A 14486-nucleotide genomic window follows, 5' to 3' on the forward strand; every position below is an offset into this window, starting at 1 on the left:
GGTGAGGTGCTGTTTTTTCATGCCACCAGTCTAAGTGACGTGGCGATAGAACACAAGAGGTCTTAATTTACGGACTAATAAACTCAACGAGAACAATCCCTGGGATTACTATCTGGTATATACCTGTGTCTGCAGCCTGAAATAGCGCATGAACTGAATTCGATAGCTTCGGATTGTTCTTCAAATACCAGTGTAATGCGTGGGTGTCGCTAACATAGCGGCTCATAGTTCACGATCTCCAAATGCTCCCCAGATCTCATGTCGTACTTCGGCAATATCCTCCGCATCGGCAGAGATACCTAACCAGAGACCGCCAAGAGCAATGGGAACATATGCTGGTTGTGGTGATGTATGTTTTGTGTGCAAAAACTCCACAAAATCAATCACTTCCTCTAGGCGATCTTCAGGGAGGGTATCGAGTAATTGAATAATCTGCTGCTTACGTTGATATGCTGTTACCATCGGACACCTCCTCAGTTTACCTGCCATACGGTGTGGAGCGTCTCTCTCCTATAGCATAGCCAACTTAGGGGCTTCTTGCAATGCTACGTTTCTGGTAACTGCTCACACTTGGGGTAAAGGGCATTGTCACGCTGAGCGGAAATGCGGCGCGGTGGCTGGTAAGGCATACACTCCTACGTACCTCCCTTCTCCATCAGCAAGATGCCGATGGTACAATGAAGATTACAAGGAGGTACGCCATGACGATTGAAGACATCCTCATCAGGATTCCCCGCCTGACAACTCGTGAGCAGTTATTGCTCTTAGAGGCCGTAAGCCGTGCGCTCCGTACCGATATGGAGACCTTTATGTGTGATCCCAACCGGTCTGCTGAAGATTCAGACGACCGTAGGTCATTCTGGAATTCATTTGGTGCCTGGAAGCAGTCTCCGGGTGAACCAACGCTTGAGGTGTTGGTTGCGGAACGACTCTCGAAGCAAGAACCTCCCACCCTATGAGTATTCGCTATCTCCTCGATACAGATACCTGTGTAGCATGGCTCCGAAACAATACGATTGATCGCTCGGCGTTGCCCCACTCGTTCTATACCTTCCTAGCCAGCCAGACACCCCCCGATCACCTCAATCTGCTGGTGATTGATCAGTTTGAGGAGGTCTTTACCCAAGCTGAAGCCGAGCAGCGCGAGGCGCTCTTCCGTCTGCTCGTGGATGTGCCGCCCTTCCACGCTATCCGTACCCATATCCTGATCACGGTGCGCTCCGATTATCTGCCGGAGGTCTTTGCGATCTCCACGCTTTTTGCGCAGGTGAAGGCGGGGCTGGAACTGCGCACTATGACCGAGGTGGAACTGCGTGCGGCTATCCAACGCCCGATCCAGAGCCTGTCCGACCCGTTGGCACACCAGAAGCGCTTTGAGCAAGCCCTGCTTGAGCGCCTGGCTGCCGATGCGGCACCCGATACCCGATGCGGCCTACCTGCCGCTGCTCCAAGTGAGCCTCGAAGATCTCTGGCGGCGCGGCGCGCTGAAACTGGCTGCTTACCACACCCTGACCGACGCGATTCGGGATCGGGCCGAGCAGTTCTGTCAACCCCGCCCACCCGCTGCGCAGCAGATGATCCTCCAGATCTTCATCGCCCTGGTGGATGTCTCCCTCGATGATGATGCCCGCCGTGATGTGCGCCGCCGTCAGACACGCACCGTACTTGTTGGGGGTGATCCTACCCGCCAGGAACTGATTGACGAGTTGGTGCATGCCCGCCTGCTGAGCAAGGATCTGGAACACCGCGATGGGCGGGATGTGGAGGTGGTGGACATCATCCACGAGAGTCTGATCCACAACTGGCAACGCCTCCAGGACGAAATAGCCGCCCAACGCGCCACGCTCCAGAAGCGCGCCCGGTTCCGCTTGGCAGTGGCAGAGTGGCGTGACCAGCAACAGCATAGTGACTACCTCCTCACTGGGGTGCGGTTAGCCGAAGCGGAGAGCCTCGCCGCCCAGGATGATTCGGTCTTGCGCGAGGATGATGCAGCGGAGTTCTACACCCAGAGCCTCCACCAACGCGATGCTGAGCAGCAGCGGGCCATCCAACAACTCCGCCGCCGCTTCCAATGGGTCGTCTTTGCTGCGGTGCTCTTTATCGCGCTGGCGGGGGTTGCGAGTTGGTTCGGTTGGGTCGCCCAGCAGCGTGAGGCTACCGCTGTTGCCGAACGCGAGCGGGCTGAAGAACAGAGCCGCATTGCCGAATCGCGCCGCCTCGCCGCTGAAGCGAACAGCCAACTCACCCAGGGCGAGACAGAACGTGCCCTCCTCCTAGCCATCGAAGCCATCCACTCTTCCGACAACCCAAGTAGTCGTAGCCCATTGCAAGCCGCCGTCGTGGCGCGCCCGTATCAAGTCCAAGCCCTACGAGGACATACTGGCAGTGTCAATAGTGCGGCCTTCAGCCCAGATGGCACACGCATCCTTACCGCATCTAATGACGGCACCGCCCGCCTCTGGCCAGTCGAGCTAGACGATTGGCTGGCAGCGGCGCAGTGCAATGTCGGGCGGGTGCTCACTGAGGATGAGATCCGTACCTATGCCGTGCCAAGCCCGCTCTTCTTCGATGAGGCCGCGCTTGCTAATCGGCAGTGCCCACCCGTCTATAGTTGGGAGGAATGAGCTATGCCGCTGCCCACGTTATTGGTGTCGCTAGGCTACACGAGTGTGGCGATGATGCTGCGCGATCCACACACTCGCATCATGCACTATCTGGAATAATCTCAGGTGGAATCTGAAACCCCTGACTTGCCATGCGTTGCGCCATGCGTGGGCTGAGTGGCCGACTCACAAACTCGCCCTGGATCTTCCCCCGTTCATCTTGCCCGGTCTGCTGAAAGCGGTAGATCGGGTTGAGTTGATACTGGCCATCCTGAAGCAGGAGTATTTCGGCGATCTCAGTCACCTTACGGGTGTTGTCCGGTATTGGGTAGCCGCTTCCCCGCCCATACCGCATAGGCCAGCGCATCATATCATACCAACTCACCCCCGGCGTAGCCAGTCGGGGTGTGGGGTGTGCGTATCTCGCCCATGCCCTGCCTGCCCCGCAGAATCTGTTGCAGCATCCCCCCGGAGAATGCTATACTCTACCTAGGTTTACCCCTACTCACGAGGAGTTCTTCCATGGTTGAGCGTATCTGCCCGGCATGTCAGCACGGTAATCCGTTAGACAACCGCTACTGCGGTGCGTGTGGTGGGCCGCTTCAGCCCGATGCACTGGCCCGAACTGACACCACAGCGATTGTGATCGCCGGTCAACATGTGCCGGTTGCCCAGATCAAACAGGTGGGCAAGGTGCTCGCGGTTAGCCTCGCTACCGTCGCCGCTGAGGTTGGGGTCGCGTGGCTGCGCCGCCGCGCTGATGCTGCCAGTACTCCCACGGTGCGTCCGCCAACTAGTACACTCGCCGCCCCCCAGAACGATCTGGTGCGCAATACGGTCACGATTGTCAGCCAGCGCGTGGTTGAGGTCTGGGAACAAGGCAACTTGGCACGCCAAGTGGTCGAGAAACATGTCTGGCGGAAGGAAGAATAGCCCGTGGCTCACCCATCGCGCCACGCTGAAGATTCGCTCCAGCACCACCTCGCACCACTCGGCTGGCGGCTGCGGCTCACCGATGCGCTCTGGTTGATTAGCCGTACCTTCTGGATCGCAACCCTGGCGATGCTGCTCGTCGCTCTGCTTGGGCGATTCTTCCCGATTGCCCACCTGCGCCTCTGGGTGCTCACGCCGTTGCCCCTCTGGCTCCTCTGTACCCTCGGCGTGGCGCTTCTGCGCCCCCAGCCCCCCCGCCGTGTCGCCCAGCGCCTCGATCAGATCCTCGATCTGCGCGAACGCCTCGCGACGGCAGTTGAGTTGCACCAGCAGCAAGCATCTGACCCCACGAGCCTCATGCAGCAGGCCAATGCCCATACCGTCGCCCAGTCGCTTCAGCCCGCCCAAATCCCATGGCGGCTGGATCGCGCTTGGTTGCTGGGCGGCGTGTTCCCGCTGGCATTCGCACTGACGCTGCTCTTCTTGCCTAATCCGCAGGATGCTGTGCTTGCCCAACGCCAAGCTACCCAGGCCGCACTGCAACAGGTTGATCAGCAATTGGCTGAACTTGAAGAACAGATTGCCCAGAATAGCGAACTTAGCCCCGCCGACCGCGAACGCCTAGAACAAGAGTTGGAACAACTGCGTGAGGCGCTGGCCCAGAATCCCGGCGACCGCGAGGAGGCGCTGGCTGAGTTGTCGGCGAGTGAGGCGCGCCTGCAACAAGAGCTTGACCCCAACGCCGATGAACAACGTGCCGCACTTGAGCAGATGGCGCGCAACCTAGAGACGCTCTCTGGACGCCAACCCAGTCAAGATCCGAGTCTCGATCAGGCTGCTCAGGATCTGCAACAACTTGCCGACCAACTGGCCCAGATGAGCGCCGAGGAGCGCCAGCAACTCGCTGATCAGTTGCAGCAACAGGCCAACCAATTGGCCAGTAGTGATCCGCAGACCGCGCAGCAGCTTGCTGATGCCGCAAGCGCTCTACGCAGTGGCGATACCCAAGCGGCTACCCAGAGTCTTCAGCAGGCCGCCCAGAGTGTCCAACAAGCCCAACAGGATCTGGCCAACCAGCAGGCCACCGAGCAGACCTTGGCCCAACTCCAAGAGGCGCGCCAAGCGACGGCGGGAACGCCGAGTCAGTCTACCGCTCAGACAGGCCAGCAGGGTCAGCAGGGGCAGCAGGGCCAGACTGGACAGGACGGACAACAGGGGCAGCAGGGCCAGACTGGACAAGACGGACAACAGGGACAACAAGGACAGACTGGCCAACAGGGGCAGACTGGTCAGCAGGGACAATCCGGTCAGACAGGCCAGGACGGACAAGACGGCCAATCCAATCAGTCTGGGCAGGGGCAGGGCAGTGCCGGAATGGTCTACCAGCCCTTCAACCCCAATAACCCAACCGGCAACCCCGACTTTGTGCCCGGTCAAACCGGCGAAGGTGGCCAGGTGCAGACCCAGCCGGGGCAGAACAATCAGCCCGGTGCCACCGGGCCGGTCACGGTTCCCTACGAGCAGATCTACCCGGAATATTCCCAGACCGCCAGCGAAGCCCTGGATCGCGGTTACATCCCGCCCCACCTGAAGGATTTTGTGCGCCGCTATTTCTCTCAACTTGAACCGAGCCAGTGAGGCAATTGTTCATAATACATCTAGAATCCAAGTTTTGATGCAGTAGTCACTTGACAGTTTGCCGCCGAACGGCCCTCACCCCCAACCCCTCTCCCGTGGGCTGCGCCCACAGGCGAGGGGGGCACGCTCTCAAGTATCCCGGAGCGTATTCCCCCCTCGCCTGTTCGCGTAGCGAACGGGAGAGGGGGGCAAGGGGGGTGAGGGCCATGATACAACGGAGCGCCCATGACTAACCCGCCCCGCGAAATCCCCCTCATCAGCCCCGACGAGTTCCGTAAACGCGCCGCGCTGATCGAGGCTGAAGTCGGGAATGTGATCGTTGGCCAGCGCGACCTCATCCGCCAGGTGATTGTGACGCTGCTGGCGGGTGGCAATGCACTGCTTGAAGGTGTACCCGGTCTGGCCAAGACGACCCTGGTGCGCACGCTGGCCGATGTGATTGATTGCCGCTTCTCGCGCATTCAGTTTACGCCCGACCTCATGCCCGCCGATATTATCGGTACCACCCTGATTAGCGAAGATGCCCAGGGCCGTAAGGCGTTCCGCTTTGAGCCGGGGCCGATCTTTGCCAACCTCGTGCTCGCCGACGAGATTAACCGTGCAACCCCCAAGACCCAGAGTGCGCTGCTTGAAGCCATGCAGGAGCGCACGGTCTCGGTCGCCAAGACGATCCACAAGCTCGATCAGCCCTTCTTCGTGCTGGCCACCCAAAACCCGTTGGAGATGGAAGGCACCTACCCGCTACCCGAAGCCCAACTGGATCGCTTCTTCTTCAAGGTGAATGTCACCTTCCCCAGTGCAGCCGAGTTGGTCGAGATCGCCCAGCGCACCACCGGGGCGCGTACCCCCCAGACGCGCAAGGTCGCCAATGGGGCGATGATCGTCGAGATGCAAGAACTCGCCCGCACCGTGCCCATCGCCAGCCACGTGCTGAACTACGCGGCGCGCCTGATCACCGCCACCCACCCCGACAGCAAAGACGCCCCCGCAGTCACCCGTCAATATGTGCGCTACGGTGCCTCACCGCGTGGGATGCAGGGGATCATCCTGGCCGCCAAGATCATGGCCATGCTCGATGGGCGGCTCAATGTGGCCTTCGCCGACCTCAAGGCGGCGGCGCTGCCCACGCTACGCCACCGCGTTGTGCTCAACTTCGAGGCCCAGGCCGAGGGCATTGCCCCCGACGAGGTGGTGAAGGGGGTTTTGGAGGCGGTGAAGGAGGAGTAAGTGCTCGATCCCTCCTTCTTGCGCAAACTGGATCGCCTCAGCCTGCTGACACGCCGGGCGATGCGCGGCGATCTTCAGGGCGAACGGCGCAGCCCGCGTCGGGGTGCCTCGGTCGAATTTGCCGACTTCCGCCCCTACGCCTCCGGCGACGACATCCGCCAGATTGATTGGAACCTCTACGCCCGCGCCGAACGCTTCTACCTCAAGCTCTTCGTCGCCGAAGAGGAACTCAACCTGCACATGCTGATTGACACTAGTGCGAGCATGAACTGGGGCGAACCCAACAAACTGCGCTACGCCCAGCAACTCGCCGCCGCACTCGGCTATATCGCCCTGAGCAACCTCGACCGAGTCAGCGTGAGTACCTTTGGCACCGGCGGCACCCCGCAGAGCCTCAGCGGAGTACGCGGCAAGCGCGGAGCCATCCCGCTCTTCGCCTTTCTCCAGCAACTCCAGGCCGGTGGCACAACCCAACTCGCCCAACGCTGCCGCCAGTATGTCATGAACGTGCGCAACCCCGGCCCGCTCCTACTCTGCTCCGATCTGCTCGATCCCAACTGGCGCGAGGCGCTCGCCGCGCTCTCCGCCCGCCCCTTTGAGGTGACCGTGATGCACATCCTGGCTCCCCAGGAGATCGACCCGCAGCTAGAGGGCGAATTCAAACTGAATGATACCGAAGATGGGCCAAGCCTGGAGATCAGCGCTGACAGCGGCCTCCTCGAACGCTACTGCGCCAACCTCGCCACATGGCAGCGCGAGATCGAGAGCTACTGTAACGGGCGCAACATAGCCTATATCCCGATTGATACCGCCCTCCCCGTAGAGGAGTTGGTGATCAGCCAGTTACGCAGTCGCCGGGTGGTACGCTAGAAAGGCCCCGCATGTCGCTGATCAGCCCGCTCGCGCTCCTCGCCGCCGCCATCATCGGCCCGATCATCGTGGCCATGTACCTCCTCAAGCTACGCCGCGAGGAACGCACCGTCTCCTCCACCTTCTTGTGGCGTCAGGTCATCCGCGATGTCGAGGCTAACGCCCCGTGGCAAAAACTGCGCTACAACCTGCTGTTGCTGCTGCAACTCCTACTCATGTTCCTACTCGTCTTCGCCCTAGCGCGACCCTTCTTCGCCACCCAGGGCATCAGTGGGCGCAACCTGATCATCATCCTGGACCGCTCGGCAAGTATGGCCGCCCGCGACACCCCACCCTCGCGCCTCGCTGCGGCCAAGGCGACCGCGATCCAACTGATTGACCAACTCCCCGACGGGGGGCGCGCCACCCTCATTCTGGTAGGCGGCACCCTGGAAGTACCCGCCGCCGCCAGCAGCGACCGGCGCGAACTACGGGCCAGCATCGAACAAGTAACCCTCGCCAACGGCGGTGGCAGCGATCTCTCACAGGCACTCACCCTCGCCGCCGCCCTCGCAGCGCGTGACGAACAGAGCGAAGTCGCGATCATCTCCGACGGCAACCTCACCCTTCCCAGCGACATCCGCGTCCCAGCGCGGGTGAGCTACTTCCCGATTGGCAACAGCAGCGAAAATGTCGGCATCAGCGGCATCGCGCTACAACCCGGCCAAAATACCCAGACCCTCTTCGTGCAGGTGAGCAACTACGGTAGCCAACCCATCGAACGCCGCCTCGATCTCTACCTAGATGGCGCGATCTTCAACGCCTACAACCTGAACCTAGCCCCCGACCCCACCCAGAGCCAGAGCATCGTGGTTGAAGTTCCGCCAACGGTACAACTCGTTGAGGCGCGCCTCGCCGGTGACGACCTCCTCCCCGCCGATGATCGCGCATTTGCCGTCAGCACCCTCGGCGAACAACTCGATGTACGCCTGATCAGCAGCGGCAACCACTTCCTTGAGACCGGCCTCGCACTGCTACCCAACATCAACCTCAGCAGCAGCGATGAAGGCGAACTACCCCTCAGCATCATTGACGGCGAGATACCTACGAACCTACCAGCGGGCAACCTCCTCTTCATCGGGCCACTACGCAGCACCGACTACTTCTCGGTCACGGGGCAGATTGACTTCCCCAGCCTACGAGCGGTGAGCAGCGGCGATCCAGTGCTCCAGAACGTCAGCCTAAGCGACGTGAGCGTCCTCAAAGCCGCCCGCATCATCCCCGGCAGTTGGGCGCGCGTCCTCGTCAGCAGCGACGGCGCACCCATGCTCATGGTAGGCGAACGTGACGGACGGCGCATCGCGGTACTCGCCTTTGACCTCCACAACTCCGATCTCCCCCTCCAGATCGCCTTCCCGCTGCTCCTCTCCAACCTGATCGAATACCTCGCCCCCGGTGGCAGCGGCGCACAACTCAACCCCGGACAACCCCTCGTTCTCCCGCTAGACCCCAGCATCAACGAGGTACGCATCACCCGCCCCGACAGCAGCCAGGTCAGTTCGGGAAACGCAGCCATCCAGATCCGTGAACAACAAGCCATCTACGCCGACACCGACATGCTCGGAGTCTACCAGATAGAAGAATGGCGCGACGGCAGCATCGTCAACCAACGCAACTACGCAGTCAATGCTGATCGCCAAGAGTCGCTGATTCGTCCCCAAAGCGATCTCCTCATCCCACAGACCAGCGGTGCCGAAAGCACCGCCGCCCGCGACCGTGACGGAAAGCAAGAGATCTGGCGCTGGCTGGCATTAGCCGCGCTAATCGTCCTCGTCATCGAATGGCTCGTCTACCAACGGAACGGGTTGATCATGCTACGCCAGCGGTGGATGCGATGATACTGAGCAAATGCAACAACCACTATCAGATGTATTCATAATGACGAAATGCGACTTGGGAAGGTAAAAAATGTCGCCAAAATAACCAGTAGGTGATCTTGAGTATCATGGGGCTGTATGCTATATTGACATATGAGTACTATTATTTACCCATAACAGCAGCAGATATACGGGCATAGCCAACACCATGCATGTGTAGCGGAGCAACCATGACAGCGATCCAGGATGCAATTCAGGTCAACTATGAGCAACTCCAGGATATAGCCCGTCGCTTCCGATCCCAATCCGATGCATGTACTGAGCTACAACGTACCCTGAAACATACCTATCAGCCCCTCGAACAAGGCGGCTGGATCGGCAAAGGTGCCGCTGCCTTCTTCCGCGAGATGGACACTGAAGTCTTCCCCGCGCTTGATCGTCTACAACAAGCCCTCACCCATGGCGAGAGCGTAACCCAAGAGGTCATCGCGCTCTTTCGGGCTGCCGAGGAAGATGCCGCCCATCTATTGCAATCTGAATCCGAAGCAACCCCAACCCCACCAACAGTGACACCAATTGACACAGCATATCACCCTGAGAAGGTCTTTAATGACGCCTACATGAGCAACATGATCGGGAGGACATGGAGCGGCGAGGGTGATCCGCGCCTAAGGTGGGCGATGGAGGTACTACGCCGAAATCCTTCTGAGAGCAATAAAGAACAGGCACTCAACATTATCGCCGAGCTACGTGGAATGAGCCGCTCCGAGGTTGATCAACAGTATCAGAAGTTTATCCAACTTCAATCTCAAGCCCAAGAACGATCCAATAAATTAGGTAAAAATATTGAGGAATTGATGCCTATAGATCCTAAATTTAACAAATTATTAAGCATAAATCCTTTTACATCTAATATTGAGGCCGGAAAACTTGGGCTTGGTATCGCCCAGGCAAACTATATGGGTAGCCGCGATCATCTGCGTTTCGGTCAAGTCGTTGGTGACACCTTAGGGGTTGATGCCGTATTTGGGGCAATGCTCAACCCAACTGGAGGTATGCCAGGGCCAGGTGATCTGGCAATACCTACCGGTGAGTCATCTGTTAGTTACCATTCTGCCTTCCACGACGCGGCAGGATTTATGCACACCTACTATGAAATTGGGCCGGGCTATGACTATTTAAATCGCGAATGGAGTTCTACCGATAACCCGCTCACAGGTCAGGTATCTGGATTAGCCTATTGGAATAATAAATTCTTAATGTCAGAGCTATCCCATGGAAGATTGGATTTCGGTGATGTCATCACGGCAGCAGGATCAAATTATGCAGGAATACAACTCGGTAATATTGCTCAAGCACAAACTGCATTGAATTGGTTTACGAAAAAATTAACAGGTAAATAGTTCTATGCCCAACCCACCAACCATCACCTATCCGCTCATCCTCAGCAAGGCGCAACTCGGCGTGATGCTCACGTTATTCGAGATAAGCGACACCATTGGGTTGGAATCACCCTTTAGTGCTGATCCCAGCGACCGTAGTGCCTTGCTGGAACGCGGCAAAGCTGAATTAGAGGCTGCGGGATGGCTGGTGTGGAATACCGAGCAGCAGAACTACCACCTCGACGAGCGCCTGATCGCCATTACCCTCGCCATCACCTTCCCCAAGGTGGTGATCCAATTCATCATGAGCGCCCCAGGTGCGCCCGCGCAGGGCGTCACCTGCATGATCGGCCAAGATCTGGTGCTCGAAGTTGCGATGATCAATAGCGATTACCACATCAATGTACTGGTATCCACTGATCTGCTCGCCCAACGCATTATTCACACCCTGAGTCTCCCCGATCAGGTTGAAACCGAGGCGGTTGGCTACCTCAGCCATAGCGACTTTGCGGCACTCCAGGCCGAACCCGATAGGGTGGACACGATTGCCCCCCTATTCACGAAGATGTTCACCCATGCCCATACTCAAGCTAACATCAGCCTGCTGCAAATCCAAGCATTACAGATCGTACAACAGCAGATGTTTGGCATCATAACCGGTACTAATCATGAAGCATGGCTGATTCTTCCACATACGAGTGATCAGCTTCAAATTAGTACCATCAATTCGCAAAGCCTGCACAAGATCCTACTTGACAGCATACACAGCCTACATCCGTCGGTCTCGTGATCATATCTGTTGCCTGCACTGAGGTCTCTATGCCCATGCACCGAACTCTGCCGTTCCGCACCCACCCCTATATCCTCCTGTTCATTGTCGCATGGATGCTACTCAGCTTCATCACCTCGCCATATTATCTGCATGCCCAAAGCCAAAGCAGCCTGCGCGTGATGAAGGTTGACACCAGCCGTGCGCCGCAGATCGAGATCACGGTAGATTACACCTTGGCAAATGGCCAACCAACAACCAGCGCACCGCAGTTTCGTGTGCAGAGTGCGAATAAGCCCCTCACGGTCAGTGGAGTTGAACGCAAGCGCATTCCGATCAATGTCGCAATTGTCACCGACCTGAGTGCGCGTATGAGCGATCAGGGCGCCCCCTACACCACCCGCTTCCAGAATATGCTCCCGCTGGTGCAGGATCTGGTAAGCCAACTCCAAGCCAGTACCAATTATGTCAGCCTCGTTACGGTGAGCGAATCGGTACGTTTACCCCACCCGCTCACCAATGACCTCCAGGCGATTGTCAATACACTCAATCGAGGCAATCCTGATCTGATCTTTGAGCCACTTCCATTACGCGGTGCCAACCCTGATGCCGAATACCCACTCTATGAAGGCATCCGCAACGGGATTGCTCAGCTTGTCACCGGCGAAGTGCGCCCCCGGGTGCTGGTCATCTTTGCCTCAGGCGGCATTGAGTCCTCGGCAATGAATCAGATCCGCGAAGAGATCGATCTCGCCCGTGCAAATAACGCCCCGATCAAGGTGCTGATCTTTAGCTTCGGTTCAGAGAGTAGCTACACTACCTTTCCGGCGGCCACTACCGCACTTGATGATCTTGCACTCGAACTGAATGGCACCCTGATTGATATTGGTAGTGAACTACCCAGCATCCAAACCCGTGCCCTGATTGATGCTCAATTTGATGCTGTCCTTCAACGCGGCGAACAGTGGGTGATTACGGCCAATGCTGGCAATGTTCCGGCTGGAACGGCAACGATTCAGGTTGAGGCCGATGGTACTCTGGGTGAATACACCTTCGAGAACCCAGCCGTTGCCCCTAGTGTCAGTGTCACTGCCAGCACAACGAGCTGGCAAGGTGAGGTCATTCTGACGGTGAACGAGCAGATCGCCCAAGCTCCGATTACCAAAGTGCAATACCTGCTCGATAACTACCCGATTGGTGAATCAACATTGGCCAGTAATGGCTATGCGCATACCTTAGACTCAACCGTGCATACCTTCCTCAAGCAATTCCCACCCGGTGAGCATAGTCTCGTCGCAGCCATCACCGATGAGCGTGGGATGCAGAGCCGTAGCGAACCGATCACGGTGACTGTGCTGGAGGCACCAGGGCCAAACTGGGCCGATTATTGGTGGGTGTTGCTCCTGCTTGTGGTGATTGTTGTCTTGGCTGTCGTGAGCATTATGGTCGTTAGGAACAGACACAGCACGGGTTCCTCAAAAGTGCCCACGAAACCGGTCTATATTCCCCCGCCCCCCGTCGCAGAGGAGGAGCCAACCACCCGCCACAGTGAGCCTGATCCACGCCAAACACAAGTTCTCAACGATGATGATGAGGCCACCAAGCGCCTTGAAGATGATGAAAAGACTGCCCGCTTAAACTCTGGAGGTACGAGTAGTAAGCGCTGGACACTCCATATTCTTGAGGGGGCAGATCGCACCACCCACGATCTCCAAGGTCAGCGTCACTATGATCTTGGTCGCCCAGCACGCAACCATCATCCGCACATTCCGATCAACAATTCGTTGGTTTCACGTACCCATGCCACGCTTGAGCGCCTTGTGAATGGTCTCGAGTTAGTCCCACTTGAGACAGAAAACGGAACTTTCCTGGGTGAAGAACGTCGTCCACTCAAAGCCAACGAGCGCGTCCAGCTTCAATCTGGGGATGTTTTTTGGCTGAGTCCGCAGGTGAAACTGCGGGTAGAGAGCCACAGCTAATCCTATGAGCACAACCACCAACACCATTACCCCGCTTGAAGCGGGTGCATTATTAGGCAAGTTTGAGATGATCAAACTGGTTGGACGTGATGGCCAAGCCCATGTCTATGTGGCCCGCGTATCTCACCAACCCGCCACACCTCTCGCCGAGATTCAACGCCATATTGATGCCAATACCGCCTCACAAGAATTGATCGAGCGTGAGCGAATCTGTGTCATCAAGCTGGCAACTCCTGGTTCAGAGGATGGTCTACGTGATGAGCACAACTACATTATCGATCCCAAAGTTCAGCATCCTCGCATCATTAAGCTCTTCTCCGATCCGCGTGGCGACACGAGTACTGCACATCATAAAGGGCCGAAGGGTCGCTGGTCTGCTGATTTCAGGACAAATCAGGGCCAGATTGTTCATCTGCCCTATATTGCCATTGAGTATATGCCCGGTGGCACGCTCAAGCATGTCCTAGAACGTAACGGACGTCGCCCACTTCCTCCCGCTATGACCGTGCAGATCGCGCTTCAGGTGGCCGAGGCGCTCGAACATCTGCATACCAAAGCGGGGCTTATTCATCACGATATCCATCCGAGCAATATCACCTTCCGCCACCCGATCAATCTACATAAAGGCGATCTGCCAGATTGTGTACTCATTGATCTCGCGGTAGCTGATATGCCCGGTAAGCCGCGCCGAACCCAAGTCTATGGGCGCAGAACCTACTTGCCCCCTGAGCGCTTGCAGGAAAAACCCGGTTCACATGGCCCCTTAGTGGATGTCTATGGGTTAGGTGTGGTCATCTATGAATGCTTGGTTGGGCGCTTGCCGCACCCTGGCACTGATGCGATCACCAATATTCCCTACCCATTGCCACCTATCCGCGAACAGGTGTCCACGATCTCTCCACAACTCGCCACCCTGATTGATGCTGCGATTGCGCAAGATCCGAGCGAACGTTCAAACTTGCGCCAGTTGATTCAGGCACTCCAGCATACGCCCGAAGCACGCATAACAACCCATCATAAGCCGGAGCGTAAAAACTTCATCATTGCTGCTATTGCGGCTGGATGTTTATTACTGGCCGTAGTGCTTACGGTCTGGCTTACCATGGGTGGAAGCATAACCGCAACTACTCCCACATCAACTATTTCAATTCCAACCAATACCCCCATACCATCGCCAACTCCGACGCCAACCATAGTCCCAACCTCAACCCCATCATCGTAATCTGAAC

General features: G+C 57.5%; 13 protein-coding genes and 1 pseudogene. 12 read left to right on the plus strand and 2 right to left on the minus strand.

The annotated features are described in order from the left end of the window. Nucleotides 1–222 precede the first annotated feature (222 nt). Entirely contained in the window at nucleotides 223–462 is a 240-nt protein-coding gene (locus EKD03_RS08750; RefSeq protein WP_161569219.1) for a DUF2281 domain-containing protein, read from the minus strand. Between the two features lie 239 nt (nucleotides 463–701). Here EKD03_RS08750 and EKD03_RS08755 point away from each other — a divergent pair, with 239 nt between their 5' ends. From EKD03_RS08755 to EKD03_RS08760, 3 genes and pseudogenes are all read left to right on the plus strand, one after another. Continuing rightward, entirely contained in the window at nucleotides 702–959 is a 258-nt protein-coding gene (locus EKD03_RS08755) for a hypothetical protein (RefSeq protein WP_129629667.1), read from the plus strand. After that, nucleotides 956–1354 (plus strand): annotated as a pseudogene (locus EKD03_RS18990) (nSTAND1 domain-containing NTPase); the annotation flags it as partial. The gene EKD03_RS08755 and the pseudogene EKD03_RS18990, both read left to right, overlap by 4 nt. Nucleotides 1355–1406: 52 nt before the next feature. Further along, complete coding sequence (locus tag EKD03_RS08760; protein ID WP_129629669.1) at nucleotides 1407–2624, plus strand: nSTAND1 domain-containing NTPase; 1218 nt, start codon at nucleotides 1407–1409, stop codon at nucleotides 2622–2624. A 79-nt stretch (nucleotides 2625–2703) separates the two neighbouring features. On the opposite strand, the gene EKD03_RS08765 is transcribed toward EKD03_RS08760, so the two are convergent. Then, nucleotides 2704–2973 (minus strand): hypothetical protein, encoded by a 270-nt coding sequence (locus EKD03_RS08765; RefSeq protein ID WP_129629671.1) that lies wholly within the window; start codon nucleotides 2971–2973, stop codon nucleotides 2704–2706. A gap of 152 nt (nucleotides 2974–3125) precedes the next feature. Here EKD03_RS08765 and EKD03_RS08770 point away from each other — a divergent pair, with 152 nt between their 5' ends. The 9 genes from EKD03_RS08770 to EKD03_RS08810 all read left to right on the plus strand — a co-directional run bounded on the left by EKD03_RS08770 (nucleotide 3126) and on the right by EKD03_RS08810 (nucleotide 14479). Further along, nucleotides 3126–3536 carry a zinc ribbon domain-containing protein gene (locus EKD03_RS08770; RefSeq protein WP_129629673.1) on the plus strand — a complete coding sequence of 137 codons (411 nt, stop codon included), beginning with the start codon at nucleotides 3126–3128 and terminating at the stop codon, nucleotides 3534–3536. Between the two features lie 3 nt (nucleotides 3537–3539). Beyond that, on the plus strand, nucleotides 3540–5174 hold the full coding sequence (locus EKD03_RS08775; RefSeq protein ID WP_129629675.1) for a hypothetical protein: 1635 nt from the start codon (nucleotides 3540–3542) through the stop codon (nucleotides 5172–5174). A gap of 225 nt (nucleotides 5175–5399) precedes the next feature. Continuing rightward, entirely contained in the window at nucleotides 5400–6401 is a 1002-nt protein-coding gene (locus EKD03_RS08780) for an AAA family ATPase (RefSeq protein WP_129629677.1), read from the plus strand. After that, complete coding sequence (locus tag EKD03_RS08785) at nucleotides 6402–7271, plus strand: DUF58 domain-containing protein (RefSeq protein WP_129629679.1); 870 nt, start codon at nucleotides 6402–6404, stop codon at nucleotides 7269–7271. 11 nt (nucleotides 7272–7282) lie between these two features. Further along, on the plus strand, nucleotides 7283–9148 hold the full coding sequence (locus EKD03_RS08790) for a vWA domain-containing protein (RefSeq protein ID WP_129629681.1): 1866 nt from the start codon (nucleotides 7283–7285) through the stop codon (nucleotides 9146–9148). A gap of 209 nt (nucleotides 9149–9357) precedes the next feature. Then, on the plus strand, nucleotides 9358–10530 hold the full coding sequence (locus tag EKD03_RS08795) for a WXG100 family type VII secretion target (protein WP_161569220.1): 1173 nt from the start codon (nucleotides 9358–9360) through the stop codon (nucleotides 10528–10530). Nucleotides 10531–10534: 4 nt separating this feature from the next. Continuing rightward, complete coding sequence (locus tag EKD03_RS08800; protein ID WP_129629685.1) at nucleotides 10535–11299, plus strand: hypothetical protein; 765 nt, start codon at nucleotides 10535–10537, stop codon at nucleotides 11297–11299. Between the two features lie 29 nt (nucleotides 11300–11328). Next, on the plus strand, nucleotides 11329–13257 hold the full coding sequence (locus EKD03_RS08805) for an FHA domain-containing protein (RefSeq protein WP_129629687.1): 1929 nt from the start codon (nucleotides 11329–11331) through the stop codon (nucleotides 13255–13257). Between the two features lie 4 nt (nucleotides 13258–13261). After that, nucleotides 13262–14479: a serine/threonine-protein kinase gene (locus EKD03_RS08810; RefSeq protein ID WP_129629689.1), complete on the plus strand. Its 1218-nt coding sequence runs from the start codon at nucleotides 13262–13264 to the stop codon at nucleotides 14477–14479. Nucleotides 14480–14486: the final 7 nt, after the last annotated feature.

Origin of the sequence: Candidatus Oscillochloris fontis, assembly GCF_004138135.1 — a bacterium.
GTDB classification, from domain to species: Bacteria; Chloroflexota; Chloroflexia; order Chloroflexales; family Chloroflexaceae; genus Oscillochloris; species Oscillochloris fontis.